Source organism: Variovorax flavidus, assembly GCF_030317145.1.
In the GTDB taxonomy this organism is placed as follows: Bacteria; Pseudomonadota; Gammaproteobacteria; order Burkholderiales; family Burkholderiaceae_C; genus Variovorax; species Variovorax flavidus.
Genome location: NZ_JASZYE010000001.1, coordinates 2,092,238 through 2,116,196, shown reverse-complemented (window position 1 = coordinate 2,116,196; position 23,959 = coordinate 2,092,238). Strand labels below are relative to the sequence as shown.

Genomic DNA, 23,959 nt, shown 5'->3' with positions numbered 1-23,959 from the left:
AACACCGTGCGCCCCCGTGCATGGCTTCCGCGCGCGATGGCTCAAACCTACGATTCAAACGCTTCTCAGCGATCTTCGCAAACGGGTATCTCAGCCGTTCTGAGCCACGGCATGTGCCGCCTCTTCAAGGAAATCAGTCATGACCCAACGCGTCAATTACCTCGAGCAGTCTCCCGAGCTGTTCAAGAAGTTCGTCGAGTTCCTCAACGCCATCAAGGAAAGCTCGATCGAAGAATCGATTCGCGACCTCGTGTCCATTCGCACGTCCCAGCTCAATGGCTGCGCCTTCTGCCTGGACATGCACGTCAAGCAAGCCAAGATCCACGGCGAGCGCGAGCTGCGTCTCTACCACCTGGCTGCATGGCGCGATTCGACGCTGTTCATTCCGCGCGAGCGCGCCGCCCTGGCATGGACCGAGGTGTTGACCAAGCTGCCCGATCTGGGCGTGCCCGACGACATCTTCGACCGCGTGCGTACGCAGTTGTCGGAAAAGGAGATCTCCGACCTCACGTTCCTGGTGATGTCGACCAATGCATGGAGTCGTCTGAACGTCGCCTTCAAGAGCGTGCCCGGTTCGTCCGACAAGGTCTTCGGGCTGGACAAGGCAAAGCTTTCCTGAATCACTCGCGAAGGGAACTCGTCATGAAAATCGTCGTCATCGGTGGATCCGGCCTCATCGGCTCCAAGGTCGTCAACAAGCTGCGTGCAGGTGGGCATGAGGTCATCGCAGCATCGCCCGCTTCGGGAATCAACACCATCACGGGCGAGGGCCTGGATGCAGCGCTCGCCGGTACCCAGGTGGTCCTGGACGTGGCCAACTCACCATCGTTCGAGGACAAGGCCGTCTTCGAGTTCTTCCAGACCTCGGGACGCAACCTGCTGGCCGCGGAGGCCAAGGCCGGCGTGAAGCATCACGTGGCGCTGTCGGTGGTGGGCACGCAGCGGCTCACCGAGAGCGGCTACTTCCGCGCCAAGATCGAGCAGGAGAGGCTCATCCGCGAATCGAAGATTCCGTACACCATCGTTCACTCGACCCAGTTCTTCGAGTTCCTGGGTTCCATTGCGCAATCAGGCGCAGAGGGCGACGCCGTGCACCTGTCTCCTGCCTTCGTGCAGCCGATTGCTTCGGACGATGTCGCTGCGGCGGTGGCCGACTACACCGTGGGCTCGCCGCTCAATGCCGTGGTCGAGATCGCGGGGCCGGAGCGTGTGCGGCTGTCCGATCTGGTGCAACGCTTCCTCAAGGCCTCGAATGACCCGCGCACCGTGGTGCCGGATGTCCACGCGCGCTACTTCGGGGCCGAACTCAAGGACGAAACGCTGGTGCCGGGCCCCAACCCCCGCATTGGCGCGCTCAACTTCGACGCATGGTTCGCACTGCCCAAGACGCCTAGGTAATGCAAGCACCTCTGCCGCGGTCGGTCATGAAAGCGGTCTTCCGCGGCCAGGCGTCCCCTGCGTCGCGCGTGGTCCGTCGCAGCGGCCGTCGCGGCAGAGGTTGCCGGCTCGAGAACTCCAGATCGATTTCACCCATCATGGCCAAGCTGCAACCTCCACCGGTGACCCTGCTGAACAAGTATCGGGGGCCGGCGTTTCTACCACTCTATTCGACGAGGGTCACTGCCAGCGGCGGGGAGGCAGAGCACGCGCGTGCCTCGGGCACCGTGCGCTCCGATGACGGCAATCTCGACGTGCAGTTGCGGCTTCCGCCCGAGCTGGGCGGCGAGGGCGGTGGGACGAACCCCGAGCAGCTGTTTGCAGCGGCGTTCGCAGCGTGCTTTCACGGTGCGCTCAACCTGCTGGCGGCCAGGAGCGGCATCGAGATTCGTGGCTCCAGCGTCCAGGTGTCCGTGGCGCTCGGGCGGGATCCGGTCGATGGACTCTTCACACTCACGGCCGATGTCCGCATCGCCCTGCCGAATGTCGAGAAGAGCCTCGCCGAGGAACTGGTGCGCAGCACCGAGCGATTCTGTCCCTACGCGAAGATGGCAAGGGAAGGATTCAGCAGCATCGTCGCGCTGGCGGCGTGGAAAGTGGAGTCGCAATGACCGCACCAGCAGAAGCCTCGAGGATCAGCGTGGCGATTTCGCATCAGGACACCTATGTCGCGGCGGGCATATCCGCGCTGCTTCGCTCTCGCATGGACTTCACCGTGCAAGTCGGAGACCTCGACGGTCTCGCAGCCGACGTGCTGGTGACCGACTACGCGACGGGCCTCCATCGGGCAACCGAGACCGCGCGGAGTCGCCGGCGTGTCGCCGCAAGTTCCTCTCTCATCGTCACGGACCAGAACACAGGCCTGCAGATCCGCCGTGCGGTCGATGCCGGCATCCGCGGCTACGTGCTGCAGGACTGCTCGGCCGAAGAGTTGTCGGAGGCGGTGCGCTGCGTCGCCGCAGGCCGAAGGTACCTGTCCGATCCGGTGGCGGAACAATTGCTGGACAGTCTCACCTTCGCCGTGCCGACGCCGCGCGAGCTGGAAGTGCTGCAACTCATCGCCCGTGGCTTGAGCAACAAGGACATCGGGCGTCGGCTCGGAATCGGCGAGGGCACGGTCAAGACGCACGTGAAGGCCATCCTGGGGAAGCTTGGAGAGTCGACGCGCACTGGCGCCCTGAGGGAAGCGCGGCGGCGGGGCCTGCTGTCGGAGGAACGACCGTCCGTGTCCAGGGCGACGACCGCTGATGCCCGCGTTCGCAGCCAGCGCGGCGAACTGGCATGAGGGCCGTCTTCCGGATTCGCCCCTCGTGGCGAGCTCTGGTCATTCAAGGGATTCTCCTCGGCGGGGTCGCACTTGCTGGACCCGCGAAAGCCAGCGGACCCTTGCTGCGCATGCCCGACGCGGCGTACGCACAAGCCGGCGCTGGCGACAACGTCGCATCGGCAACGATCGGCGTCACATGGGATCTGCCCTGGCGCCATGAGAACGATTGGGGACTCTGGGAAGGGTATCTGGATCTTTCCCTGGGGCGTTGGCGCGCGTCGAGAGCCGGGGCGTGGGCAGGCCATCGCGAAGTGACTCAGGTTGGCATCACGCCCGTGATCCGTCTGCGACCGGCGGGTTGGCGTCACGTTTTTCTCGAAGCAGGCATCGGGGCCAACTGGATCTTTCCGATCTACCAGAACGGCTCCCGGCAGTTCAGTACGACGTTCAACTTTGGTGATCACATCGGCGCGGGATGGCAGTTCGGTCCGTCCGGCGACCAGGAGCTGACACTTCGCCTCCAGCACTTCTCCAACGCGGGCATCCGGCATCCGAACCCTGGCGAGAATTTCATCGAGCTGCGCTATGCGCGGCGGTTCTAGGTCGTCGGAGCATCAGGCAGGTCCATGTCGCAGAACCCCGTGCCCACATCGCTCCCTGTCTCAAAGCGATCTCTGACGACGTCGCGACCCCATCGTGCTCCTTCCAAAAGACCCACCGTGCGCACGAGGCCCAACTATCTGAGCAGGCTGCTTTGGCTCTTTGATGTGGTCGATCACGGTCGTTAGAACGGCTCGTAGGCGGAAGCGCCGACCGTCTCGACGGGCGTGATCGGCGTGGTGTCCAAGGGCTCTCGCGGTGGCGGCATTGACAGGTCGATCGCGCCAATGCGATCCGGGCTCAGGGTGTCGAGCGATGCCTGAGGCGGCACGGCCGCGTCTACCGGTTGCATCGCGTACAGCACCATCCCGGCGACGAGGATGGAAAGCAGGGCAGTCGCAAGAAACTTCGTCATGATTCGTACTCGCTATTGGGTTCGTGCGGCTGTCTTCTGTCCGATGAGATGGCCGCGTCAGTGGTTCTCCGCAATGGCCTGGTAGAGCGAGTCCTCCAGGAGGCGCACCACGCCATTGCGTGGGCAAAGCGTAGAAGTCTTCGCGGCGATGCGGTAGGCGTGTCGCAGGGATCACGGTGTTGAGGACCACACACCAATCCTTGACGGTGCGCGACGTTGGCGCCTTCCGGGAAACACGAAGGTGAGGTGGACAGACCTTCCGGCCGTGGCCTTGTCTTCCTAGCATTGGCCTCACTGCGTCGCTTCCGGAGCAGATCGTTTCGAGAAGCCGAGGCGCACCGTCCGACCTGACCCATGAGGTGAGCACATGAATCAGTTGATCCTTGAGCAAGAGACCATCGCATACCGGGGAAGCGGTGGCGTCAGTGCCGACAACAGATGCTTCGGGTTCCGACCAGCCTTTCGGAACACGGAAACGGGCAACGTCTATCCCTCGCGCTTCGCCGACGGACGGCTGGCTCCGATTCACCTGATCGACGGATTGCCGAACGAATTGGTCGACGCGAGATCGGCCGCGGGCAAGGTCATGTCGGTGAAGCCGTCGGTGCAGTCGGGGTTCACCTTGAACGGCCGTTTCTATGACCGCGACGAGACTGCGATGTATTTGCGCCTGAACCGCTCGGACGCAGCGGCACAGGCAATGAACGAGCAGGCCGCGAGCATGGTGCAGGCGGCCAACGCATTCCGGAACTGACGCTTCCGGTGGGTCGGAGCGCGCTGCCGATCGCTAGTGCGGCACCTCGACCGCAGCGCCCGCCGCCGCACGCCGGGGACTGCGGATCAGCAGCAGCAGCGGGATCGCGACCAGCGTGATCACCATCATGATCCCGAAATCGTCGAGGTAGCCGATCAGCACGCCCTGGCGCGTGACCTCGCCGTTGAGTAGCGCCAGGCCGACCGGACCGGCCGGGTTCATCACCTGCGGCAGGGCGCTGAGCCCGTGGTTGCCCGGCCCCACCGTGGCGGCCAGCGTCGCGTGGGCCGTGCCCGAACTCTCGGTCAGCAGCGCCTGGACGATGGAGATGCCGACGCTGCTGCCGATATTGCGCAGCAGGCTGAAGATCGGCGTGCCCTGGTTGCGCAGTCGCGCTGCCAGTGTGGCGAAGGTCGCGGTCGACAGCGGCACGAAGGTGAAGCCGATGCCCAGGCCCTGGATGAATCCCGAGACGATGATCAGCGAGCTGTCCATCTCGAGCGTCAGGCGCGTCATCTGCCAGAGCGAGAAGGCGGTCAGCCCGAAGCCGACCGCCATGATCGCGCGCACGTCGACCCGCTGCACCAGCCGGCCGACGACGATCATCGCGATCATGGTGCCGATGCCGCGCGGCGCCGTCACGGCGCCGGTGTAGATCACCGGATAGCCCATGAGCCCTTGCAGGAAGCTGGGCAGCAGCGCCATCGTGCCGTAGAGGATCATGCCGACGATGAAGGCGAACAGGAGGCCGGTGACGAAGTTGCGGTCCTTGAGCAGGTCGCGGTTGAAGAACGAAACGCCCTGCACGGTCCAGGTGTGGACCACGAAGAAGGCGAAGGCGATCAGCGCCGCCGCCGCCTCGAGCTTGATCTCCCACGAGTCGAACCAGTCGAGCTGCTCGCCGCGGTCGAGGAACAGCTGCAGCATGCCGATGGCGATGCTCAGCGAGACGAAGCCGAAGATGTCGAGACGCTCACCCTGCGGCCTGCTCTCGGGCAGGAATCTCATGATGCCCCAGAGCGCGAAGATGCCGACGGGCAGGTTGATGAAGAAGACCCAACGCCAGTCGAAGTTCTCGGTCAGCCAGCCTCCGAGCAGCGGGCCGAGGATGGGGCCGACCATGATGCCGGCGCCCCAGATCGCCATGGCCTGGCCGACCTTCTCGCGCGGGTTGATGTCCAGCAGCACGGCCTGCGACAGCGGCACCAGGGCGGCACCGAAGATGCCCTGCAGCAGCCGGGCGGCGACGATGCCGACCAGCGAGGTGGCCAGGCCGCACAGCGCCGATGCCACGGTGAAGCCGATCACCGAGACCATGAAGACTTTGCGCCGCCCCCAGTGGCCACAGAGCCAGCCGGTCAGCGGCAGCGCGATCGCCGAGGCGACGATGTAGGACGTGAGCACCCAGGTGATCTGATCCTGGGAGGCCTGCAGGCTGCCCTGCATGTGCGGCAGCGCGACGTTGGCGATGGTGGTGTCCAGCGCCTGCATGATGGTCGCGAGCATGATCGAGACGGTGATGAGCCCGCGATGGGCGATGCCTTGGTACGGCGCAGTCGTGCTGCTCATCGCACGTCTCCGGTTGCAAGGGACATCAGGCCTGCGCGGGCCTTGCCGAGCAATGCGACCAGCTGCGCGCGTTCAGCTGCCGAGAGCTGCGCCAGCGCCCGCGCCTGCAGGCCGTCGCTGAGGCCCAGCGCGGCGTCGAGCGCCTGCTCCGCACTCGGTGCCAGGTGGACCTGCCGCACGCGGCGATCGGTCGGGCTGTCCTCTCGACGGATCCAGCCGGCCGCCTCGAGCCGGTCGCACAGCCCGCCCACCGCCATGGCACTCAGGTCGAGCCGCTGTGCCAGCTCGACCTGCGACATCGGCGCCTCGTCGCCATGCATCGCCAGGGCGCCCAGAAGCCGGCACTGTGCGCGGGTGAGTCCGATGCGCTCGCGCGCGAGCCGGTCGAAATGTTCGCCGTAGAGCTTGGCGACGTCGTTGACCAGGAATCCGAAGCGCTGGCTGAAGTCTCTTTTCATAAGCAGCATTATTGTAAGTATGCTTAGTAATTTCGTCAGCAGGGCGATGTGCAACCCTCTCTGCCCGTGGAACAACCCACGGTTTGGGGAGTCGGCCCAGGCAAGTCTCGGTATACCGTTGGGGCCTTGGCCCGAATCCACTGGGAGATCGACATGCCCGAAGCGAAGTCAACGGCGCCTGAGCCTCTCAAGTTCCCCGTCATCTATGTCAGGGGCTTCGCATTCACGGCGGACGAGCGCGACCAGACGGCGGCGGACCCCTATTGCGGCTTCAACGTCGGCTCCACCGTATACCGTGCCACCGCCGACAAGGAAAGACCGAAGTCCTACTTCTTCGAGTCGCCGCTCGTGCGTCTTTCGTCCGAATTCGGCTACCACGTCCTCTACAAGGATGGCATGGAGATCGTCGATCCGGCCTACGCGAGCGGCGAGGCCGGGAAGAAGCGGCTGGAAGAGGGCATTCCGATCGCGTCGATCATCATCCATCGCTTCTACGATGCGGCCTCGAGGTTGCGCGGGACGGGGCAGACCTCCTCGATCGAGGACTACGCCAAGGAACTGTCGAGCCTGATCGCCATGGTGCGGGAACTGGTGCGGCCCACTGCGCGCGCCGCGGCCAAGGCCAATGGGCAGAGCCCGACGGACGATCAACTGGACGCGGAATTCCGCTGCTATCTCGTGGCGCACTCGATGGGCGGATTGGTGGTGCGAACGCTCATGCAGAACGACAGGAACGACGTTCCGGAGCTCGAGATCGACGACGTCAAGAAAAGGTATCCGAAGGTGCGGGGCTGCGTGGCGAAGGTCTTCACGTACGGCACGCCGCACAACGGCATCGACATCGCAGGCTTCAACGTCCCGGCATGGCCCGGTTTCCTGAAGGACGTCGGCACCTTCAATCGCGACACCATGAGGGCCTATCTCGACCAGGTGCCCGTCGGAGGCAACGTGAACTACCTCCCCGCCGACGTGATTCCGCCTCCGTCGCATTGGTTCTCCATGATCGGGACCAACCGGATGGACTACGAGGTGGCAAAGGGCATGTCACGTACCTTCGTCGGCCGGGGAAGCGACGGGCTGGTGCGCATCGACAACGCAACGCTCTGGCATCAAAGAGAAGAAGGCGGGAAGACGATCGAGGCGCCGGTGGCCTGCGCTTATGCCTACCGCTCGCATTCCGGCAATTTCGGCATCGTCAACAGCGAAGAGGCCTACCAGAACCTGGTTCGCTTCCTGTTCGGGAACTTCAGGGTGGACCTCTGGCTGGACATCGAGGGCGTCACCCTGCCCGACGGCGTGCAGGCCGAGGAGGACAAGGGGCGCAAGGTCGACGCCGTCTACCAGATCGAACTGGTCGTCTCGACGCACGGCAAGACGTGGTCCCTGAGCAGGCGAAAGGCGGAGGAGGACTCGCCCGCGTGCAGAACCTACCAGGGGCTGAAGGCCAAGGCGCCCGCGGTCGACCCGGTCCACCTGTCGACTGTCTTCATGATGAAGGCCGCCAAGGTGAAGGCGGACAACCCCGGCATCTCGTACAGCGTCACCATCGGCATCCGGGCGCCGGACTACGAAGTGGCCAAGGCGTTCTGGCCCGATGGGCACTTCGAAGGCGTCTCGCTGTTCCGCGATTCACTCATCGTGACGCTGTTCGACCCGAACGACCTTCAGCAACTGGATCCGAACCATGCCCCGACCGTGGACTGGATGGTGCGTTACAGCTGGGCGGAGCACGGCGGCGTGGTGGACAAGCGGTTCACGCCGGTCGACATCCGTCAGCCCATCGTCGTGGAGGTGCCTTTGCCGGCGGCCATACCGACCGTGGTGGCTCGCAACGGCGCCGTGACGGCCAAGCTGAGGATGGAAGCCCGCGCGTGGCAATGAGGAGCGGCGTCAGGCGATGGCGCGAATCAAAGGCGCGCGACATCCACGACCGCTGCCGCGAAGGCCTCAGGTGCTTCCTGGGGCAAGTTGTGCCCGATGCCTCCCCGGATCAGTCGATGCTCGTAGGGTCCCGAGAACTTCCTGGCGTAGGCGCTGGCTTCAGGGTGGGGTGCACCGTTGGCATCTCCCTCGAGGGTGATGGTCGGTACCGTGATCACCGGGCCTCGTGCCAGCCGCGCTTCGAGATCCAGGTACTTCGCTTCGCCCTCTGCCAGGCCGAGCCGCCAGCGGTAGTTGTGAATCACGATGCTCACATGATCCGGATTGTCCAGGGCCAGGGCGCTGCGTTCGAAGGTAGCGGCATCGAAAGCCCATTGGGGTGAGGCGATCTGCCAGATCAGCTTCGCAAAATCGTGCCGGTTCTGGTCGTAGCCTGCGCGGCCGCGCTCCGTGGCGAAGTAGTACTGGTACCACCATTGCAGCTCTGCCTGCGGCGGCAATGGCGTCTTGCCGGCCTCCTGGCTGCCGATCAGGTAGCCGCTGACCGACACCAGCGCGTTCACGCGCGATGGCCACAGCGCGGCCATGATGCAGGCCGTGCGCGCACCCCAGTCGCATCCGGCCACCGTGGCCTTCTCGATCTTCAGCGCATCCATCAAGGCGATCATGTCGGCAGCGATCGCCGCCTGCTGGCCGTTGCGGTCCGTGTCGGCCGAGAGAAACCGTGTCGTGCCGTATCCGCGCAGGTGCGGAACGATCACACGGTAGCCGGCCGCGGCCAGCATGGGAGCGACGTCGACATAGGTGTGAATGTCGTACGGCCAGCCATGGAGAAGGATCACCGGGGCGCCGGTCGCGGGGCCGGCTTCGAAGTACCCCACGTTCAGCACGCCGGCGTCGATGCTCTTGAGCGGCTCGAGGCGTTTCTGGGGCGAGGCGCGTTGTGCCTTGGCGCTTCCGGCCGGTTGCGCCGGACTTGCAGACTGCGCGAAGACAGGCATGCTCGTGGCGAGTTGGGTGGCAGCCACGCCGATCGCAGCGGATCCGAGAAACGACCGGCGGGGCAGGTTGAACGGGACGGACATCGAAGGCTCCTCAAGAGGGATGGTGCCGGGACTGGCGTGGTGAATCTTCATGGCCGGCACGACGAAAGAACGGCGCAACGTATCCCTGTGTATCTCCGGGTGCTTTCCTGACAATAGATTTCCGTCCGGGGCGACGGTTGCGCGAGGAGCCCGCTCAGAGCGCCATGCGGATGATGGTGAAGTCGTCCTCCAGCGCGCCGGGACCGTGCACGTCGCGCGCATAGTCCAGCAGGCCGTCCAGCTCGGACTGCCCTTCGCGCACCGGTCGTGCGAGCCGCTCGGTGAAGGCCGCGTAGTCGAGCATCGAGCCATCCGGGCGGGTGATCTCGTAGGCGCCGTCGCTGAAGACGTAGAGCCGGGCGGGCGAAGGCAGCATGCACTGCTCGTCCTGGTATCGGGCGCCCGGCGAGATGCCGACGCAGGGGCCCGATGCCGGCAAGGGCCGGCCATCGCCGGTGGCGTCGCAGGGGCCGCTCACAAGGATGGCGGGCGGATGCCCGGCCGAGGCGTAACGCAGCCGGCCGGTGGCGCGGTGGTAGACGCCATACCAGACGGTGCAGAACAACTCGCCGTGGCGCTCCATCTGATAGGCCAGATTGAGTGCGGCGAGCACCTCCGCGGGGTTGCGGAAGTCGGTGCGCGCCAAAGCCTCCGAGCGCAGCGTGTCGGCCACCGCCACCGAGAGCAGGGCGGAGCCCACGCCATGGCCGCAGACGTCGATCAGGTAGAGCGCGAAATGCTCGTCGTCGATCCAGTGGTAGCCGAAGGAATCGCCGCCCAGCTCGGTCGACGGCACAAAGCGCCAGTCGACGGCCAAGGGCTCCGACACCGGCGCGGGGAGCATCGCGCGCACGTAGCGCTCGGCGTCGCGCAACTCCTGCTGCAGGCGGTCGTGCGTGAGCTGCAGGGTCTCGCGCGATGCGGCGAGTTCGCCATGGGCACGCGTCAGTTCCTGGTTGGCCGATTCGAGCTGCGCGATGAGCCGGGCCTCGCGCTGGCTCAGCAAGGTCATGTCGTAGGCTTTCTGCTGCACCAGCCGGGCCTCTTCGTATTCCGCCGTCACGTCGAGCAGCAGCACCCAGACCGTGCCGTCATCCGCGAAGAAATGGACGTCGGCCACGCGGCCGCTGGGCATCTCCATGGATCGGATGAGAAAGGGCGTTTCCACCAGCGGCAGCAGGCCTTCCAGGAAAGGGATCTGGTCGCTGGCGAGGCCGCCGGAGTGCAGGCCGTCCAGGCCGTAGTGTTCGAGGTGGCCGCCGGCCTGCACCAGGTTCTGCGCATCGTCGATGACCAGGTGCGCAAGAACGCGCTGCGCGTGGAGCAGCATCAGCAGCGAGTCGGAAATCCGCGGCGGCAGGTCGAGCATGTTGATCGCTGACGATGCCGCGCTATCGCGCCAGTCGGGCCGCCAGTTCCGCGAAGGTCGTCTCGACGCCATCGCCGGTCTTGGCGCTGGTGCGGCGAAAGACCCAGCCCGATGCCTCCAGGGCCGCGATGCGTTCGGGTGGGATAGCCCAGTCCTCCTGCAGGTCCGCCTTGTTGAGCAGGACGAAGAAGGGAACGGCGCCGATCTCCGCGTTGACGCGCGACTGGATCGAGACCGCCGTGTCCAGCGTCTCGGGCCGCGTGCCATCGACCACGAGCAGGTAGCCGGCCGCACCACGCAGGTAGCTCACGCGCACGGCCGCGACCTCGTCCTCGCCGGCGATGTCCCACAGGATCAGCGCCACTTCTTCCGAACCGACGTTCAGCACCTTCTTGTCGATCTTCACGCCCACCGTCGTCAGGTAGGCATCCGAGAAGATGGTGTGGACGTAACGGCGCACCAGGCTGGTCTTTCCCACGCCGAATGCGCCGAGCAGGCAGATCTTCTTTTGCATCATGGCTATTCGCCGGAACTCACGACGAAGGAAACGCGCCGGTTCATCGACAGCTCGTCCTCGCTGGCACCGGGCTTCAGCGGCTCCAGCGGGCCGGCGCCGCGCACGGCGAGGAAGGTCGGGTCGACGCCGCGCGCCCGCAGCATGGAGCGAACGACTTCCGCGCGCCCCAGGCTGAGGGCGAGATTGGAGTTTTCCTTGCCGGTGGCATCGGCGTGCCCGACGATCGTGACCTTCACCGGGAAACCGAAGGTGCGCGACACCTGGATCAGCTCGCGAACTTCCGCGGCGACGGCGTCGAGCATGGCTTCCTGGTTGGCCGCGGGCCGCGCGACGTTGTTCTCGAAGTGGATGAGGCGGGCCTGGATGGCGTCGTGCAGGCGGACGTATTCCGGATCCTGCACGTCCTGCAATGCGCTCAGGTCCACCTTGGGTGCGCCGGCCGGCAAGGTCAGCAGGAAGGCCCGTGCCTTGTCCATCCAGTAGGGGGTGGCAGTGCCCGTGGCGCGGACGCCGCCCGCCTCCTGCGTCAGGGTGACGGTCGGCGGCGGATTGAGGGTCGCCTGCAGCCGCTTCAGGATGATGGCCGGATGCAGCGCCTGGTAGGGCTCCCACCGGCCGGCCACGCGCGACGGGTCGAGGCGGGTTTGCGCGAGCAGGGCTTCGGGCGGTGTGGCGAGCGGGTCGCGCAGTCCGGACACCAGCCACTTCCCGTCGCGGCGCTCCGCGCCCGTCACGACGATGCCGGGCTGGTCCTGCAGCGCCGCGATATACGCGTTGACGCGCTGGCGCTCGATGACACGTTGCGTGATCCAGTAGCCCAGCGCCACCAGCAGCGCCAGCGGGATGGCCCAGAGCAGCGGCGAGACCTTCCTGCGCGACTCGGCGTCCTGCGACAACAGGCAGGGCCGCAGCCGTTCCGCGGTCTCCTCGAAGGGCGCGGTGTCGCCATTGAACTCGTCGAGCGCCGTGCGCCATTGCTCGTGCACGGCGCCCAGCGTCTCACCCAGGCGCGTGCGCACCATCGCAGGGGGATTGCCGTGGATCACGGCGGCCAGAAAGGCCTGCGGCCCTTCCTCGCACCACAGCAGCAGGTCGCCGAGGCGCAGGCTGTCGATGCTGCGGCCGCTGGTGCCGCCGGTGCCCGATTCATCGAAGGAATCGCGCACGAAATCCTGGATCGCGGAGAGCATGGCGGACACCAGCTGCGGGTCGCGCGTGGTCGCATCGTCGCGCGCGACGTGCGTGAGCAGGAGGCCTGTCTTGCGGTGGATCAGGAAGAGGTGTTCGACCCTAAAGACGGCCGTGTGCTGGAGCACCACTTCGCCGAAGGTGGTTCCGCTGCGCCAGGCCTCGATGCGCCACTTGAGGCCGCGCCACGAGAGGCTGTGCTTGAGCGCCTGGTTGACCGATTGCAGTGAGCCTTCGACGCTCTCGGCAATCGCCTTGCGGATTGCCGGGCCCATGACCGGGTACAGGATGTCGACCATCGTGCCCGGGTTCTTCTGGATGGAGGCCTGGGCCGCGCGCTCGACCGTGGGCGCGATCGCGTGGCCGAGCTGCGCGTCCTGCGCCGCCAGCGTGAAGGCGGCGGGCAGCACCGCGCCCACCGCGCCGGCGAACTCGCGCGGGTCGTCGACCTTGTGCTGCAGCCTCGCCAGCGCCACCTGCTCGCGTGCGAACAGCACGCCGCGCATGGCCTCCAGCCGGGGATCTTCCTGCAGACGGCTCGGGACCTTCGCGGCCACCTCCGGATCGACGCAGCGCGCCAGTTCCAGGAGCAGGCTGGCGAGCCGCTGGTTCGGGTCCTCATCGGAAGCGCTGCCGGGCGCACTCGTCGCGGTCAGCGACAGGCGCGCGTTCACCGCGCCTCCGCTCCGGCGCGCGTTCTCGCGAGCTGATCTGGCGAGCCGGCAGCGCGGCTCACCCGCGCTCGATGCCGTTGCCGCCCTTGGGCGTGACTTCCTGATTCAAGCATTTGGCGATCTCGACGAACAGGCCCGCAAGCAGGTTGCGATCGGTCTTGACGTTGCTGAGTTCGGCGAACATGCGTTCGATGGTGGCGCGGCTGTCGTCCTGGCGCCGCTTGATGTCCTCGCGCAAGCCCTGGACCTCATGGCTCAGCCGGTCCGTGAATTCGCGCTCATGCCGCGCGAGCTGGTCGGACACCTGGGCGAGTCTCTTCTCCAGCGCCTGCGTGTGATCGCGCAGGCTGCGCTCCAGCTCCTTGTCGGCATCGGAGCGCAGATCCTTTTCCTCGCGGAACTGGCCGGCGACCGATTCGAGCTGCTTCTTCATGGTCGATTCGAGGCTGCTCAGGCTGCGGTTCGACTCTGCCTCCAGGTCGCGCAGCCGTTGCTGGAAGCGATCCTCGAGAATGGAAAAGCGCTTGTCGTAGTCCTGCATCTGGTTGCCGAACAACAATTCGCGCATCTTGTCGACGCCGGAGCTTTCGCCCGCGCCATTGGGCTGGCCGCCGGCAAGAGCCGCCTGAGCCGCCAACGCGCTTTGCGCATCGATGCTGGGTGAGTTTTTGGCTGCCGTTCCCATTGAGAAGTCTCCTCGGTTGTGAATTGACGGGGGTGAAGGTCGATCAGTGCGGCGGCGACGCCCGGAACAGGAGCGTCAGGCAATTGCGTCCGTCTTCGTGGCGATAGCGCACGCCATCGGAGAAATGGCGAACGATGGGAATGCCCCAGCCGCCGATGCGTGCGTCCTGAACGCTGGTGGCCCGTGTCGGATCGGGAACCTTCCTGAGGTCGAACTCGCTGCCTTCGTCCTCGACGTCCAGTGCCACATCCTCGCCTTGCCAGCCCAGGTGCAGGACGATGCGCTGCGCACCTTCGCTGCAGGCGTAGGTCATGATGTTCGTGAGCACCTCGACGGAGCAGAGGTCGAGGCTCTGCGCGACCCGTTCCGGCAGGTGCTGGTGCTCGGCCCAGTCGTGCACCCAGGCGGTGACGCGCGGGAGTTCGCGCAATTCGCTGCCGACGATCAGGGATGCCTGCGGCTCCCCGTCGAACTGAGACATCAGCGGCTTTCTGCTGCCGCCATCAGCGCGCTGCAGGCGGTATCGACATCGGGGTAGACGGGGATGATCGTGTCGATCCCCGCCATCTTGAGCACCTCGGCCACCAGGGGCTGAGGGTTCGCCAGCGCCATCACGCCGCCGCGCGAGGACTGGGCCCTCGCATTGATGACCAGTGTGCGAATGCCGATGGAAGCCAGAAAGGACACCTCCGACATATCGACCACGGCAAGAAGCTTTCGGGTGGCGACGAGGGCGGCGAAGCGCAGATCGATGTCATGTCCGCCGATGCTGTCCATGCGCCCGACCAGACTGATCTTTTCGACGCCGTCGGCCAGTTGCTCGCTTCTCAGGTCCATACGTTCTCCGCAATCGATGTCGATGGGGTCCGAATCGGTTCCTGGCTGCAAGAACTGTCTCGTTCGTGAGTTGTTCTTGTTTCTAAAACCAAACAAGATCGTCTTACAAGCAACAGATAGAACCTTTTTCTAGCTTACGCCCAAATTGCGGCCACGTCGATAAATCGTCCTACACCGAAATGTGGATGCGTCCGACGGCGAAATTGCGGATTTCAGCGGTCCTTGCGCGCAGGGACGTTGTGCAGGGCCTCGACCAGCCGGTCGACCCGGATCGGCTTGGTCAGGTAGTCGTCCATGCCCGCCGCGAGGCACATTTCCTGGTCGCCCTGCATGGCATTGGCGGTCATCGCCACGATGCGCGGGCGCTGCGTGGGCGCCAGCAGCGTGCAGATCTGGCGCGTGGCGTCGAGCCCGTCGAGTTCGGGCATTTGCACGTCCATCAGCACCACGTCGTAAGTCTGGCGCTGCACCGACTCGACGGCTTCGATGCCATTGGAGGCGAGGTCCGCGCGGTAGCCCATCTGCTGCAGCAGGCGCATGGCGAGCTTCTGGTTCACCGCGTTGTCCTCGGCCAGCAGGATGCGCAGCGGATGGTGCGTGGCCATCGCCGGATCGATCTGCGGCTTCGCCGCAACGCTGGGTGCGGGTCTGGCGGCCGGCTCGTGCGCAAGCAGGTTCACCAGCGTGTCGAACAATTGCGACTGGTGGATCGGCTTCGACAGATAGGCGTTGAACAGCGATTCGGCATCGCCCGCTTCGCGCCGGCCCAGCGAGCTGAACAGCACGAGCGGCAGCGTCCTGTGGTTCGCGCGGATGCGCCGCGCCAGGTCGACGCCGTCCATTTCGGGCATGTGCATGTCGAGGATGGCGATGTCGTAGCGCTCGCCCTGGTCGAGCCAGCGCAAGGCTTCGGCAGGCGATTCGGTGTCGCGCGACGCCATGCCCCATCGGCCGGTCTGGAGCGTGAGCACGCGCCGGTTGGTGGCGTTGTCGTCCACGACGAGCACGCGCTTGTCCTGCAGGTCGACCTGCACGCCCGTGACGGCGGGGCGCCGGCTCGGCGGCGTGTCCGCAATCTGCGCATCGACGGTGAAGAAGAAGGTCGAGCCGGTGCCCGGGCCTCCGCTTTCGACCCACATGGTCCCGCCCATGAGCTCGGTCAGCCGCTTGCTGATGGCGAGGCCGAGACCCGTGCCGCCGTACTTGCGCGTGGTGCTGGAGTCGGCCTGCGAGAAGGATTGGAACAGCCGGCTCATGCCCTGTGGCGACAGGCCGATGCCTGTATCGCGCACGGCGAAGGTCAGCGCGACCTTGCCAGCGGAGGCTGGTTCCGCGCTCACGGTCAGCACGACTTCGCCGGCCTCAGTGAACTTCACCGCGTTGCTCAGCAGGTTCAGGAGGATCTGCCGCAGCCGGGTGAGGTCGCCGTTCACCCCCACCGGCACGTCGCCTTCGAACACGTAGGCGATGTCGAGGTGCTTCTCGGTCGCGCGCGTGCTGACGAGGTCGAGCGCCGACTCCACGCACTCGCGCAGGTCGAAGGGATGCTGCTCGATGTCCATGCGGCCGGCCTCGATCTTCGAGTAGTCGAGGATGTCGTTGATGAGGGTCAGCAATGCATCGCCGGAATCGCGGATGGTCGAGACGTAGTCCTGCTGCTCGGCGTCGAGCGGCGTGTCGAGCAGCAGGCCGCTCATGCCGATGACCGCGTTCATCGGCGTGCGGATCTCGTGGCTCATCGTTGCGAGGAAGGCGCTCTTGGCCTCGTTCGTGGCCTCGGCGGCAGCGCGTGCTTCCTTGGTCTCGTTGAACAGGCGGGCGTTCTGGATGGCGATCACCGCCTGGTCGGCGAAGGTTTCGAGCAGCCTGATTTCCTTGTCGGCAAAGGGGCCCGGCGGCTGGCGCGCGACGTGGATCGAGCCGATGTAGCGGCCCTCCCACGTCAGCGGGGCAATCAGGATCGCGTAGTTGCCGATGTGTTCGGCAACCTCGCGCATGAACGGCGGCAGGTTCGGCTCGCCGAGCGCATCCGGAATATGGAGCGCCTCGGGGCCGGCCATGGCGTCCCCGATGGGCGAACGGTCGATGGGCCGGGGATAGTAGCGCTCGAGTACTTCGCGGGCAGAGCCCCGATGCGCGCCGAGGTGCATCATTCCGTCATCCCCGACCAGCGAGATGCCGAGCTGGGTGCCGGAGAACAGGCGCTGGCAGCTTTCCAGGATCTTGTCGAACACGGGCTGCGCGTTCTCCATCGATTCGCTGATGACCTGCAGCACGTCCGCGGTCGCGGTCTGGCGTTCGAGCGCCTCGCGGGTTTCGTGGATCAGCCGCACGTTCTCGATCGCGAGCACGGCCTGGTCGGCAAAGAGCTGGAGCAGGTCGATCTGCCGTTGCGGTGTCTCGCCGGGCGCGGGCCAGGCAGTGGTGATCGCGCCGATCGGCACGCCGTCCTTGAGCATGGGCGCGCAGATCATCCGGCGCCGGTTGCCGCTGTTCGCCAGGCGGCGGTCGTAGTCCGGGTCGGACCAGGCGTCCTCGATGCTCAGGGGCCTTCGCTCCAGAATGACGCGGCCGTTCAGCTGGCGCGGGTCGGGCGGCGCAGGCCACACGGTGCGCGCCGCCTCCAGCGCCTCCGGGGACCAGTTGCGGGTCGCGGCCAGGTGAACCATGCGCCCGTCGTAGCTGAAGATCGCGGAGGCCGGGCCTTCGAACAACCACATGGTGCAGTCCAGGATCGCCTCGAACACCGGCGTCACGTCGGTGCGCGATTCGCTGATGACGCGCAGCACGTCGCTGACGGCGGTCTGGTATTCGAGCGACTCGGTCAGTTCCCCGGTGCGCACCTCGACCTTGTTCAGCGCCGCCTGGGTCTCGTTGAAAAGCTGTGCGTTCTGGATCGCGATGACGGCCTGGTCGGCAAAGGTCTTGAGCAGGGCGCGCTCGCTGGGCCGGAACGGACCGACTTCCGTGCGCTGCATGCTCAGGATGCCGATGCCGCGGCCTTCCCAGACCAGCGGCGCGGACAGGTTGGCGAAGCTGGTTCCCGCGAGCTCGGCATTGCGGCGCAAGACCAGTGGCGCCGCAGGATCGGCGAGCACGTCGGCGAACTCCACCAGATCGCCGGTGCGAAACGAGACCTCGGCCGAAGTGCCCGAGATCGGCATCGGGTAGTTCGCCTGCATCGACGCGCTGATCTCGGCCAGCCGCTCCTCGCTGACCGTGGCGCGGCCAGTGGCCGTCATCACCCACCGCGTGAGCGCGAGCCGGCCCTGGTCGTCCAGCATCATCAGGGCGAAGGAGCTGACGTCGAACAGCCGCTCGCAGCACTCGATGATCTTGTCGAACACCGGCCCGGGGTCGGCAACCGAGCTGCCGATGACTTTCAGCACTTCGGCTGCGGCAGTCTGGTGCGCCAGCGCCTCCAGCATTTCGTGGCCGTGGCGCTGCGTCTCGTCGAAGAGGCGGGCGTTCTCCAGCGCCAGGCCCATGCTGGCGGCTACCGTTTCGAGCAGCCCGACCTCGTGCGCGCCGAAGGCGTATTCGCGATCGTGGTTCTGCAGCGCGATGACGCCGAGGACGCGGTCGCTGCCGATGATCGGCACGGCGACGATGGAATGGGCCCAGTCGGTTCCGGGTGCGGGGTGCAGGCCGACCCGGGTCTGCTCCTCGCGCGTGTTGGCGACGCCAACCTTGCGCGCGAGCAGCATGCGGGCCAGGGGTTCGTCCGGCTTCAACGGGCGTGCCGGCGGCAGTGGCAGGGGCCGGTTGTGTTCGTAGCGGTACAGCACCTGCACGAGATTGGTCTTGTCGTCCCACCACACGATGTTCAGGTCGCCGGAATCGAAGAGTTCGCGCAGCTTGTCGCCCACGAGGTCGACGATGGCCTGGAAGCCCAGCTTGGCTGCCATGCCCCGCTGGATGCCGTTGACCAGGGTGAGTTCTTCGGCACGCTGCATGCGCTCGCGCTTGCACGCGGCCAATTCGCGCTGAAGCTCCTCGCGGACGCGGGTGTGGGCCAGGGCGCCGGCCGCCTGCCGCGCGAGTGCGGACAGCAGGTCACGGTGCACCTGTTCGAAGCGATCGAACCGGCCTTCGATGTCGGCGTAGAGATAGCCGAGCAATTCCCCTTGCGCCATCAGCGGCGCGATCAGGCAGGAGCGTTGGTCGATCGCGACGGCGTCATCGGGTCCGTGCCGCAGGCTCGGCTTGCGGGTGCGGCGGGTGTCGTCGAGCCAGGGTGTGATGGCGCCGAGGAGGGTGCCGGCGTCTTCGGCGGGTGGCAACCTCGCGCCCGCATGGCGCAGGCCGGTTTCCGTATCGAGCACGAGGAGCACGCGCTGGGCGCCAATGAGTCCGGCGGCCTCTTCGACCAGCAGGTCGCACACCCTCCCGGAGCTCTGCAATTCGTTCAGTCGCACGCCGGCGTCGGCCAGCCGCTCGAACGGGTCGCGCAGTGCGCTGCCCGCGCGCGGCGCGTGCTTCGACAGGGGTCGAGACCGGGACTCAGCCATGGGCATTTGCCTTCAGCGATCAGCGGGTTGATGCGCGATCGGCGCGCGCCACGGCGTGCAGTCTAGCGGTGAAGGGGCAATCTCTGCACGCGGGTGGCGTCCTCGGGCCGCGCGCCCCGTGCCGGCGCATCGATCGGCTCGGCGTAGGCGGCACCGATCAGCGCACCCGAATCGACGACCAGCCGGTGGATGAACGATCCGGCGTTTCGCAGCCAGCGGCGCAGCATGGCGTGGGCTCTCAGTCCAGGGTGAGCTTCGCCTTGCGGGTGACCTCGCGCCAGCGTGCGATGTCCGCCTCCAGTTCGGAGCGAAAGTGCGCTGGCGTGTCGAGCACGGGCTCCACGCCGCGCGCCGTCATGGCCTGGCGCGCAGCGGGCGTGTCCATGCTCTTGTGGATGGCTTCCTGCAGGCGGTTGGCCAATTCGGGGTTCAGGCCGGGCGGGGCGAATACGCCGAACCAGGTCGTGGCCTGGTAGGTGGGCACGCCCGCTTCGCGCATCGTCGGGATCTCCGGCGCAGCCGCGCTGCGCTCGCCGCTGGTGACGCCCAGCGCCCTGAGCTGGCCGCTCTGTATGAAGGGGAGCGACGAGGGCAGGGTGTCGAAATAGGCCGAGATGTGGCCGCCGAGCAGGTCGGTGATGACCTGGCTGCTGCCTTTGTAGGGGATATGCCTGAGGTTGGCCGTGCCGGTCGACTGCACGAACAGTTCGGCCGCCATGTGGGTGATGTTCCCCGTGCCCGCCGAGCCGTAGGTGACCGGTTCACTGCTCGAATTGACGTACCGCACGAAGTCGCCCACGGTCTTCGCGGGCGTGCGGTTGTTGACCACGAGCACCAGCGGCGTGTAGCCCACCTGGGTGATGGGCGTGAAGTCGCGCAGCGGGTCGTAAGGCAGCTTGGGCATGAGCACCGGGCTGATCGACTGGCTGGCGCTCACGCCCAGCAGGAGCGTGTAGCCATCGGCGGGCATGCGCGCCACGTCCGCGGCGGCGAGGGTGCCGTTGGCGCCCGGCTTGTCGTCGACGACGACGCTGGTGTCGAGTGCCTGCCCAAGGTGCTGCGCCACCTGCCGGGCGACGAAATCGGCGCCGCCCCCCGGTGTGAAACCGACGATCAGGCGAATCGGGCGCGTGGGGTAGTCCGCCGCGCTGGCGACCCCGGTGGCGCATAGCAGGCAGGCTGCAAGCAGCCCGAGCGCGGCCTTGATCGGATCACGCTGCATGACGCACCGCCGCCCAGGTGAAATCGTCGGGTTTGGCTGACGCGATCGCGCCCTGGGCAAGCAATTGCCCGCAGGCCTGCGATGTCATCCCTGCTGAACGCAGCAGCTCCAGCGTGTGTTCGCCGAGCTCCGGTGGGGGCAGGGTCTCGATGTCGTCCGTGGCGGCGCCGAGCCGCGGGAACTCGGGCACGTCGAAGGCGAGGCCGCGGTAGTGCACCTGCCGCAGCTTGCCCGGCTGGCGGGCCTGGGGTGCGTCGAGCACGCGTTCCAGCGGCAGCACTTCGGTGAACCCGACGCCACCGGCCTTGAGGCGCGCGGAGGCCTCGTCGAAAGTGAGCGCGGCCATGGCTGCTTTCACGATGCCCTCCACCTGATCGCGCGCCTTCTTGCGCTCGCGCAGGCTCGCAAGCGCGGCGTCGCCGGCCTGCGGGAGGTCCAAGGCGTGGCAGAACTTGAGCCAATGGGCATCGGTCAGCATCAACAGGTAGATCCAGCGATCGTCGCTGGTGGCATAGGCCCCGTAACCGGGCATGCTGAATTCTCCGTTGGGTTCGCGCTCCGGCCGTCCCAGCAACTGCATCTTGAGTTGCGCGCCGGACAGGTCGCGCGAGGCGACATGCAGGCCCGTTTCGTAGAGGCCCACTTCAACGGGCCCTGCCGCCTGGCCTTCTTTCGATTGCAACATCGCCGAGAGGATGCCGATCACCGCATAGGCGCCTGCGAACTGGTCATGGTACGAAGGCCCCAGGCGGCTGGGCCGGCCGTCGATGCGGTTGGCTTCCATCACGCCCGAGGACGCCTCGGCGACGGGGTTGGAGGCGAGGTCGTCCTCCTGCGGCCCGGCCGCGTAGCCGCGAATGTGGCAGTAGACCAGCCGGGGGTTGATGGCCCGGCAGTCCTCGCGCGTCAACCCGAGCTTGCGCGCGGCCTTGGGCGCGAGGTTGTGGACGAGCACGTCGGCCGTCGCCAGCAGCTTGCAGAACGCGTCGTGGCCTTCCGGGGTGGCGAGGTCGATGCACACGCTCTTCTTGCCGTGGCTGTAGGCGATGAAGGTTCCGCTGGGGCCGCCGCGAACCAGGCTTCTCGTCGGGTCGCCGCGTGGCGGCTCGACCTTGATCACCTCCGCGCCGAGTTGCGAAAGGATGTGGGCGGCAAAGGGCGCGGCCAGCATGGTGCCCAGCTCGATCACGCGGCGTCCTGCGAGGACAGGTTTCTGCATGGGGCGTCGTCTCCTAAAAGAATGCATTGTATTTGTGTGAGTTTCAGGCGAAAGCGCAAATTTGCGCCCTGAGACTAGAGAAAACCCGCATGCCATCAGCAAGTGGTCAACTTATACAATGCATTCTTTCGCGGCCATGAACCGCTTTCGAACCTCAGGAGACAACGTCATGCGCAGAAGGACCTTTCTCTACAGCGGTGCCGCCGCCGCTTCCGTCGCCTTGCCGGGCTGGGCGCATGCGCAGCAGCAGGTGTCGCCCGGCATCGATGTGGCCAGCAAGACCGTGACCGTGGGCGCCTTCACGCCGATCACCGGGCCGGTGCCCTTCTATACGATCCTCACGCACGCCGCCGAGTCCTGCTTCAAGTGGGCCAACGAGACGAATGCGTTGAACGGCTGGAAGATCAACTTCGTCACTTATGACGACGGCTACGAGCCGGCCCGCAGCGTGGCGGTGACGCGCCGCCTCGTCGAGGAAAACAAGATCTTCGCGCTGACGGCCGCGACCGGCACCGCGCAGTCCGTGGCCGTCATTCCCTACGCCAAGGAAGTGGGGCTGCCGATGATCGGCCCCATCGGCGGCGCGAGCGCCCTGTTCTCCGAGCGGCTGGTGTTTCCGCTGCTGCCGGACTACGGCTGGTCGGCGGCGGCGAACCTCGACTACGCGTGGAGCGGCCTCAACGCCGGCCGTGTCGCGCTGCTGTGGGAAAACGACGAACTCGGCCGCTCGGCCAAGCGCGGCTTCGACCTGCACATGGCTTCGCGCAAGAAGGAGCCGGCCGAGTCGATTCCGTTCGAAGTGCGCAGCACCGACTTCACGCCGCACGTTCGCCGGCTGGCGAACGCGAAGGCGGACGTGGTGATCCTCTTCGGCTCCAACGCCAACCTGGCGGCGGCACTGAAGGCAGCCGACCGCATCAGCTACGAGACCAAGTGGATGGCGCCGTTCTTCACGGCCGACCCGACCACGCGCAAGCTCGCCGGCCCGCTGCTGGACGGGGTGTACTTCTCCTCGTGGCTCATGCCGGTGACATCCGACGATCCGCAGATCAAGGCCTACCGCGACAACGTCGCCAAGTACTACCCCAGCGATCCGATCGGCGTGTTCGGCCTCAACGGCTGGAGCAACGGAGCGCTGTTCGTCAAGGGATTCCAGGCGCTGCTTGCCAGCGGCAAGCCGCTGACGCGCGCCAGCTTCGTCGACGTGATGGAGACCATCAGCAATCAGGCCATCGGCGGCGCGCGCAACGTGACCTTCACGGCCGGCGACCATCGCGGCGCACGCCAGGAAGGGATCATCCAGGCGGCGTCCGATGGCAGCTTCAAGCTGCTGCGCGACTTCCAGCCTTACCCGCCCGAAGTGTTCGACGCCAAGCTGTCCTGAGGAGCCGACTTGACCACTGCATATGACGCCTGGATCGGCCGCGAGGAGGAGCGCACGCAGCGCATCCTCGCGCCCGCCGTGCAGGCCATGGCCGCGACGCTCGACCTGAAAGACGCGCCCGCCGCCGGCGAACCGCTGCCGCCCGGATGGCAGTGGCTGTTCTTCAACCCGGCCGCGCCGCGCCGTGAACTCGGCGTGGATGGTCATCCGAAGCGCGGCGGCTTCCTGCCGCCCATCGAACTGCCGCGACGGATGTGGGCCGGCAGCCGGCTGCGCTATCTCTCGGACCTGCCCGTGGATGCCGAGGCGACCCGCCGCAGCCGCATCGTCAAGGTGGAGAACAAGGTCGGCAAGCGTGGCTCGCTCTGGTTCGTGACCGTGGAGCACACGACCACTTGCGAGGGCCGGGCGTGCATCGTCGAGGAACAGGACATCGTCTACCGCGAGGCGACCCCGCCGGGCGCCGCGCCCGCACCGGCGCCGCAGCGGCACGACGGCGAGGCCCAGTGGGGCCGCGCGTTCGAACCCGACACGACCTTGCTCTTCCGCTATTCGGCGCTGACCTTCAACGGCCACCGCATCCACTACGACCAGAGCTATGCGCGTGACGAGGAGGGCTACCCCGACCTCGTGGTGCATGGCCCGCTGACGGCGACGTTGCTGCAGCAGCTGGCCGTGGAGCAGGGCGGCGGCAAGCGGCTGGCGCGCTTCGAGTTCCGCGGTGTCAGTCCGCTTTTCGTCAGCCGGGCGTTCCGCCTCGAAGGGCAGGCGATGGCCGACGGCACGCTGGCGCTGTGGGCGCGCGGCCCCGATGGCGAGCTGGCGATGTCCGCGACCGCGGCATTCGGCTGAGCTGCTGCGCGGCATCCAGACATCCACACCACAAA

Annotated in this window: 23 protein-coding genes; 9 read left to right on the top strand and 14 right to left on the bottom strand. The window is 66.5% G+C overall.

Annotated features, from left to right (window positions below; all coding sequences use genetic code 11):
• The first annotated feature begins 139 nt into the window (after positions 1–139).
• The 5 genes from QTH90_RS10240 to QTH90_RS10220 all read left to right on the top strand — a co-directional run bounded on the left by QTH90_RS10240 (position 140) and on the right by QTH90_RS10220 (position 3,306).
• The gene (locus QTH90_RS10240; protein WP_286664347.1) at positions 140–619 is read left to right on the top strand and encodes a carboxymuconolactone decarboxylase family protein; all 480 of its coding nucleotides are present in this window, start codon (positions 140–142) and stop codon (positions 617–619) included.
• Positions 620–642: 23 nt separating this feature from the next.
• Positions 643–1,398 carry an SDR family oxidoreductase gene (locus QTH90_RS10235; protein ID WP_286664346.1) on the top strand — a complete coding sequence of 252 codons (756 nt, stop codon included), beginning with the start codon at positions 643–645 and terminating at the stop codon, positions 1,396–1,398.
• Between the two features lie 137 nt (positions 1,399–1,535).
• Positions 1,536–2,048 (top strand): Ohr family peroxiredoxin, encoded by a 513-nt coding sequence (locus QTH90_RS10230; RefSeq protein WP_286664345.1) that lies wholly within the window; start codon positions 1,536–1,538, stop codon positions 2,046–2,048.
• The gene (locus QTH90_RS10225; protein WP_286664344.1) at positions 2,045–2,722 is read left to right on the top strand and encodes a LuxR C-terminal-related transcriptional regulator; all 678 of its coding nucleotides are present in this window, start codon (positions 2,045–2,047) and stop codon (positions 2,720–2,722) included. The genes QTH90_RS10230 and QTH90_RS10225 overlap by 4 nt, the downstream gene beginning before the upstream one ends.
• Positions 2,723–2,832: 110 nt before the next feature.
• Positions 2,833–3,306, top strand: coding sequence for an acyloxyacyl hydrolase (locus QTH90_RS10220; RefSeq protein WP_286664521.1), 474 nt, complete (start codon positions 2,833–2,835; stop codon positions 3,304–3,306).
• Positions 3,307–3,488: 182 nt separating this feature from the next.
• Here QTH90_RS10220 and QTH90_RS10215 read toward each other — a convergent pair whose 3' ends face one another.
• The gene (locus tag QTH90_RS10215) at positions 3,489–3,719 is read right to left on the bottom strand and encodes a hypothetical protein (protein ID WP_286664343.1); all 231 of its coding nucleotides are present in this window, start codon (positions 3,717–3,719) and stop codon (positions 3,489–3,491) included.
• Between the two features lie 367 nt (positions 3,720–4,086).
• Here QTH90_RS10215 and QTH90_RS10210 point away from each other — a divergent pair, with 367 nt between their 5' ends.
• Positions 4,087–4,473 carry a hypothetical protein gene (locus tag QTH90_RS10210; RefSeq protein ID WP_286664342.1) on the top strand — a complete coding sequence of 129 codons (387 nt, stop codon included), beginning with the start codon at positions 4,087–4,089 and terminating at the stop codon, positions 4,471–4,473.
• Positions 4,474–4,506: 33 nt separating this feature from the next.
• On the opposite strand, the gene QTH90_RS10205 is transcribed toward QTH90_RS10210, so the two are convergent.
• A complete protein-coding gene (locus tag QTH90_RS10205; RefSeq protein WP_286664341.1) occupies positions 4,507–6,042 on the bottom strand; it encodes an MDR family MFS transporter in 1,536 nt (511 codons plus the stop codon).
• Positions 6,039–6,500, bottom strand: coding sequence for a MarR family winged helix-turn-helix transcriptional regulator (locus QTH90_RS10200; RefSeq protein WP_286664340.1), 462 nt, complete (start codon positions 6,498–6,500; stop codon positions 6,039–6,041). The genes QTH90_RS10205 and QTH90_RS10200 overlap by 4 nt, the downstream gene beginning before the upstream one ends.
• 153 nt (positions 6,501–6,653) lie before the next feature.
• Here QTH90_RS10200 and QTH90_RS10195 point away from each other — a divergent pair, with 153 nt between their 5' ends.
• Complete coding sequence (locus QTH90_RS10195; protein ID WP_286664339.1) at positions 6,654–8,381, top strand: esterase/lipase family protein; 1,728 nt, start codon at positions 6,654–6,656, stop codon at positions 8,379–8,381.
• A 26-nt stretch (positions 8,382–8,407) separates the two neighbouring features.
• Here the strand turns inward: QTH90_RS10195 and QTH90_RS10190 are convergent, their stop codons facing one another.
• The 11 genes from QTH90_RS10190 to QTH90_RS10140 all read right to left on the bottom strand — a co-directional run bounded on the left by QTH90_RS10190 (position 8,408) and on the right by QTH90_RS10140 (position 21,688).
• Positions 8,408–9,466, bottom strand: a complete 1,059-nt coding sequence (locus QTH90_RS10190; protein ID WP_286664338.1) for an alpha/beta fold hydrolase — start codon at positions 9,464–9,466, stop codon at positions 8,408–8,410.
• A gap of 154 nt (positions 9,467–9,620) precedes the next feature.
• Complete coding sequence (locus QTH90_RS10185) at positions 9,621–10,835, bottom strand: PP2C family protein-serine/threonine phosphatase (protein ID WP_286664337.1); 1,215 nt, start codon at positions 10,833–10,835, stop codon at positions 9,621–9,623.
• 22 nt (positions 10,836–10,857) lie between these two features.
• On the bottom strand, positions 10,858–11,352 hold the full coding sequence (locus QTH90_RS10180; protein ID WP_286664336.1) for a Rab family GTPase: 495 nt from the start codon (positions 11,350–11,352) through the stop codon (positions 10,858–10,860).
• Positions 11,353–11,354: 2 nt separating this feature from the next.
• Positions 11,355–13,214 (bottom strand): OmpA family protein, encoded by a 1,860-nt coding sequence (locus tag QTH90_RS10175; protein WP_286664335.1) that lies wholly within the window; start codon positions 13,212–13,214, stop codon positions 11,355–11,357.
• Positions 13,215–13,272: 58 nt separating this feature from the next.
• Positions 13,273–13,899: a hypothetical protein gene (locus QTH90_RS10170; RefSeq protein ID WP_286664334.1), complete on the bottom strand. Its 627-nt coding sequence runs from the start codon at positions 13,897–13,899 to the stop codon at positions 13,273–13,275.
• Positions 13,900–13,942: 43 nt separating this feature from the next.
• Positions 13,943–14,380 carry an ATP-binding protein gene (locus tag QTH90_RS10165; RefSeq protein WP_286664333.1) on the bottom strand — a complete coding sequence of 146 codons (438 nt, stop codon included), beginning with the start codon at positions 14,378–14,380 and terminating at the stop codon, positions 13,943–13,945.
• The gene (locus QTH90_RS10160) at positions 14,380–14,736 is read right to left on the bottom strand and encodes an STAS domain-containing protein (RefSeq protein ID WP_286664332.1); all 357 of its coding nucleotides are present in this window, start codon (positions 14,734–14,736) and stop codon (positions 14,380–14,382) included. The genes QTH90_RS10165 and QTH90_RS10160 overlap by 1 nt, the downstream gene beginning before the upstream one ends.
• Before the next feature lie 212 nt (positions 14,737–14,948).
• On the bottom strand, positions 14,949–19,247 hold the full coding sequence (locus QTH90_RS10155) for a GAF domain-containing protein (RefSeq protein WP_286664331.1): 4,299 nt from the start codon (positions 19,245–19,247) through the stop codon (positions 14,949–14,951).
• A gap of 62 nt (positions 19,248–19,309) precedes the next feature.
• Positions 19,310–19,474: a hypothetical protein gene (locus QTH90_RS10150; RefSeq protein WP_286664330.1), complete on the bottom strand. Its 165-nt coding sequence runs from the start codon at positions 19,472–19,474 to the stop codon at positions 19,310–19,312.
• An 11-nt stretch (positions 19,475–19,485) separates the two neighbouring features.
• Positions 19,486–20,469 carry a Bug family tripartite tricarboxylate transporter substrate binding protein gene (locus tag QTH90_RS10145; RefSeq protein WP_286664329.1) on the bottom strand — a complete coding sequence of 328 codons (984 nt, stop codon included), beginning with the start codon at positions 20,467–20,469 and terminating at the stop codon, positions 19,486–19,488.
• Entirely contained in the window at positions 20,459–21,688 is a 1,230-nt protein-coding gene (locus QTH90_RS10140; protein WP_286664328.1) for a CaiB/BaiF CoA transferase family protein, read from the bottom strand. Before QTH90_RS10140 ends, QTH90_RS10145 begins: the two co-directional genes overlap by 11 nt.
• A gap of 169 nt (positions 21,689–21,857) precedes the next feature.
• On the opposite strand from QTH90_RS10140, the gene QTH90_RS10135 reads away from it, so the two are divergent.
• Complete coding sequence (locus QTH90_RS10135) at positions 21,858–23,072, top strand: ABC transporter substrate-binding protein (RefSeq protein ID WP_286664327.1); 1,215 nt, start codon at positions 21,858–21,860, stop codon at positions 23,070–23,072.
• Between the two features lie 9 nt (positions 23,073–23,081).
• Complete coding sequence (locus QTH90_RS10130; protein WP_286664326.1) at positions 23,082–23,924, top strand: HTD2 family dehydratase; 843 nt, start codon at positions 23,082–23,084, stop codon at positions 23,922–23,924.
• The last annotated feature ends 35 nt before the right edge of the window (positions 23,925–23,959 follow it).

What these genes read in the sequence shown, in the direction of transcription:
- QTH90_RS10240 (WP_286664347.1), top strand. Translation starts at nt 140, where the DNA reads ATGACCCAACGCGTCAATTACCTCGAGCAGTCTCCCGAGCTGTTCAAG.
- QTH90_RS10235 (WP_286664346.1), top strand. Translation starts at nt 643, where the DNA reads ATGAAAATCGTCGTCATCGGTGGATCCGGCCTCATCGGCTCCAAGGTC.
- QTH90_RS10230 (WP_286664345.1), top strand. Translation starts at nt 1,536, where the DNA reads ATGGCCAAGCTGCAACCTCCACCGGTGACCCTGCTGAACAAGTATCGG.
- QTH90_RS10225 (WP_286664344.1), top strand. Translation starts at nt 2,045, where the DNA reads ATGACCGCACCAGCAGAAGCCTCGAGGATCAGCGTGGCGATTTCGCAT.
- QTH90_RS10220 (WP_286664521.1), top strand. Translation starts at nt 2,833, where the DNA reads ATGCCCGACGCGGCGTACGCACAAGCCGGCGCTGGCGACAACGTCGCA.
- QTH90_RS10215 (WP_286664343.1), bottom strand. Translation starts at nt 3,719, where the DNA reads ATGACGAAGTTTCTTGCGACTGCCCTGCTTTCCATCCTCGTCGCCGGG.
- QTH90_RS10210 (WP_286664342.1), top strand. Translation starts at nt 4,087, where the DNA reads ATGAATCAGTTGATCCTTGAGCAAGAGACCATCGCATACCGGGGAAGC.
- QTH90_RS10205 (WP_286664341.1), bottom strand. Translation starts at nt 6,042, where the DNA reads ATGAGCAGCACGACTGCGCCGTACCAAGGCATCGCCCATCGCGGGCTC.
- QTH90_RS10200 (WP_286664340.1), bottom strand. Translation starts at nt 6,500, where the DNA reads ATGAAAAGAGACTTCAGCCAGCGCTTCGGATTCCTGGTCAACGACGTC.
- QTH90_RS10195 (WP_286664339.1), top strand. Translation starts at nt 6,654, where the DNA reads ATGCCCGAAGCGAAGTCAACGGCGCCTGAGCCTCTCAAGTTCCCCGTC.
- QTH90_RS10190 (WP_286664338.1), bottom strand. Translation starts at nt 9,466, where the DNA reads ATGTCCGTCCCGTTCAACCTGCCCCGCCGGTCGTTTCTCGGATCCGCT.
- QTH90_RS10185 (WP_286664337.1), bottom strand. Translation starts at nt 10,835, where the DNA reads ATGCTCGACCTGCCGCCGCGGATTTCCGACTCGCTGCTGATGCTGCTC.
- QTH90_RS10180 (WP_286664336.1), bottom strand. Translation starts at nt 11,352, where the DNA reads ATGATGCAAAAGAAGATCTGCCTGCTCGGCGCATTCGGCGTGGGAAAG.
- QTH90_RS10170 (WP_286664334.1), bottom strand. Translation starts at nt 13,899, where the DNA reads ATGGGAACGGCAGCCAAAAACTCACCCAGCATCGATGCGCAAAGCGCG.
- QTH90_RS10165 (WP_286664333.1), bottom strand. Translation starts at nt 14,380, where the DNA reads ATGTCTCAGTTCGACGGGGAGCCGCAGGCATCCCTGATCGTCGGCAGC.
- QTH90_RS10160 (WP_286664332.1), bottom strand. Translation starts at nt 14,736, where the DNA reads ATGGACCTGAGAAGCGAGCAACTGGCCGACGGCGTCGAAAAGATCAGT.
- QTH90_RS10155 (WP_286664331.1), bottom strand. Translation starts at nt 19,247, where the DNA reads ATGGCTGAGTCCCGGTCTCGACCCCTGTCGAAGCACGCGCCGCGCGCG.
- QTH90_RS10150 (WP_286664330.1), bottom strand. Translation starts at nt 19,474, where the DNA reads ATGCTGCGCCGCTGGCTGCGAAACGCCGGATCGTTCATCCACCGGCTG.
- QTH90_RS10145 (WP_286664329.1), bottom strand. Translation starts at nt 20,469, where the DNA reads ATGCAGCGTGATCCGATCAAGGCCGCGCTCGGGCTGCTTGCAGCCTGC.
- QTH90_RS10140 (WP_286664328.1), bottom strand. Translation starts at nt 21,688, where the DNA reads ATGCAGAAACCTGTCCTCGCAGGACGCCGCGTGATCGAGCTGGGCACC.
- QTH90_RS10135 (WP_286664327.1), top strand. Translation starts at nt 21,858, where the DNA reads ATGCGCAGAAGGACCTTTCTCTACAGCGGTGCCGCCGCCGCTTCCGTC.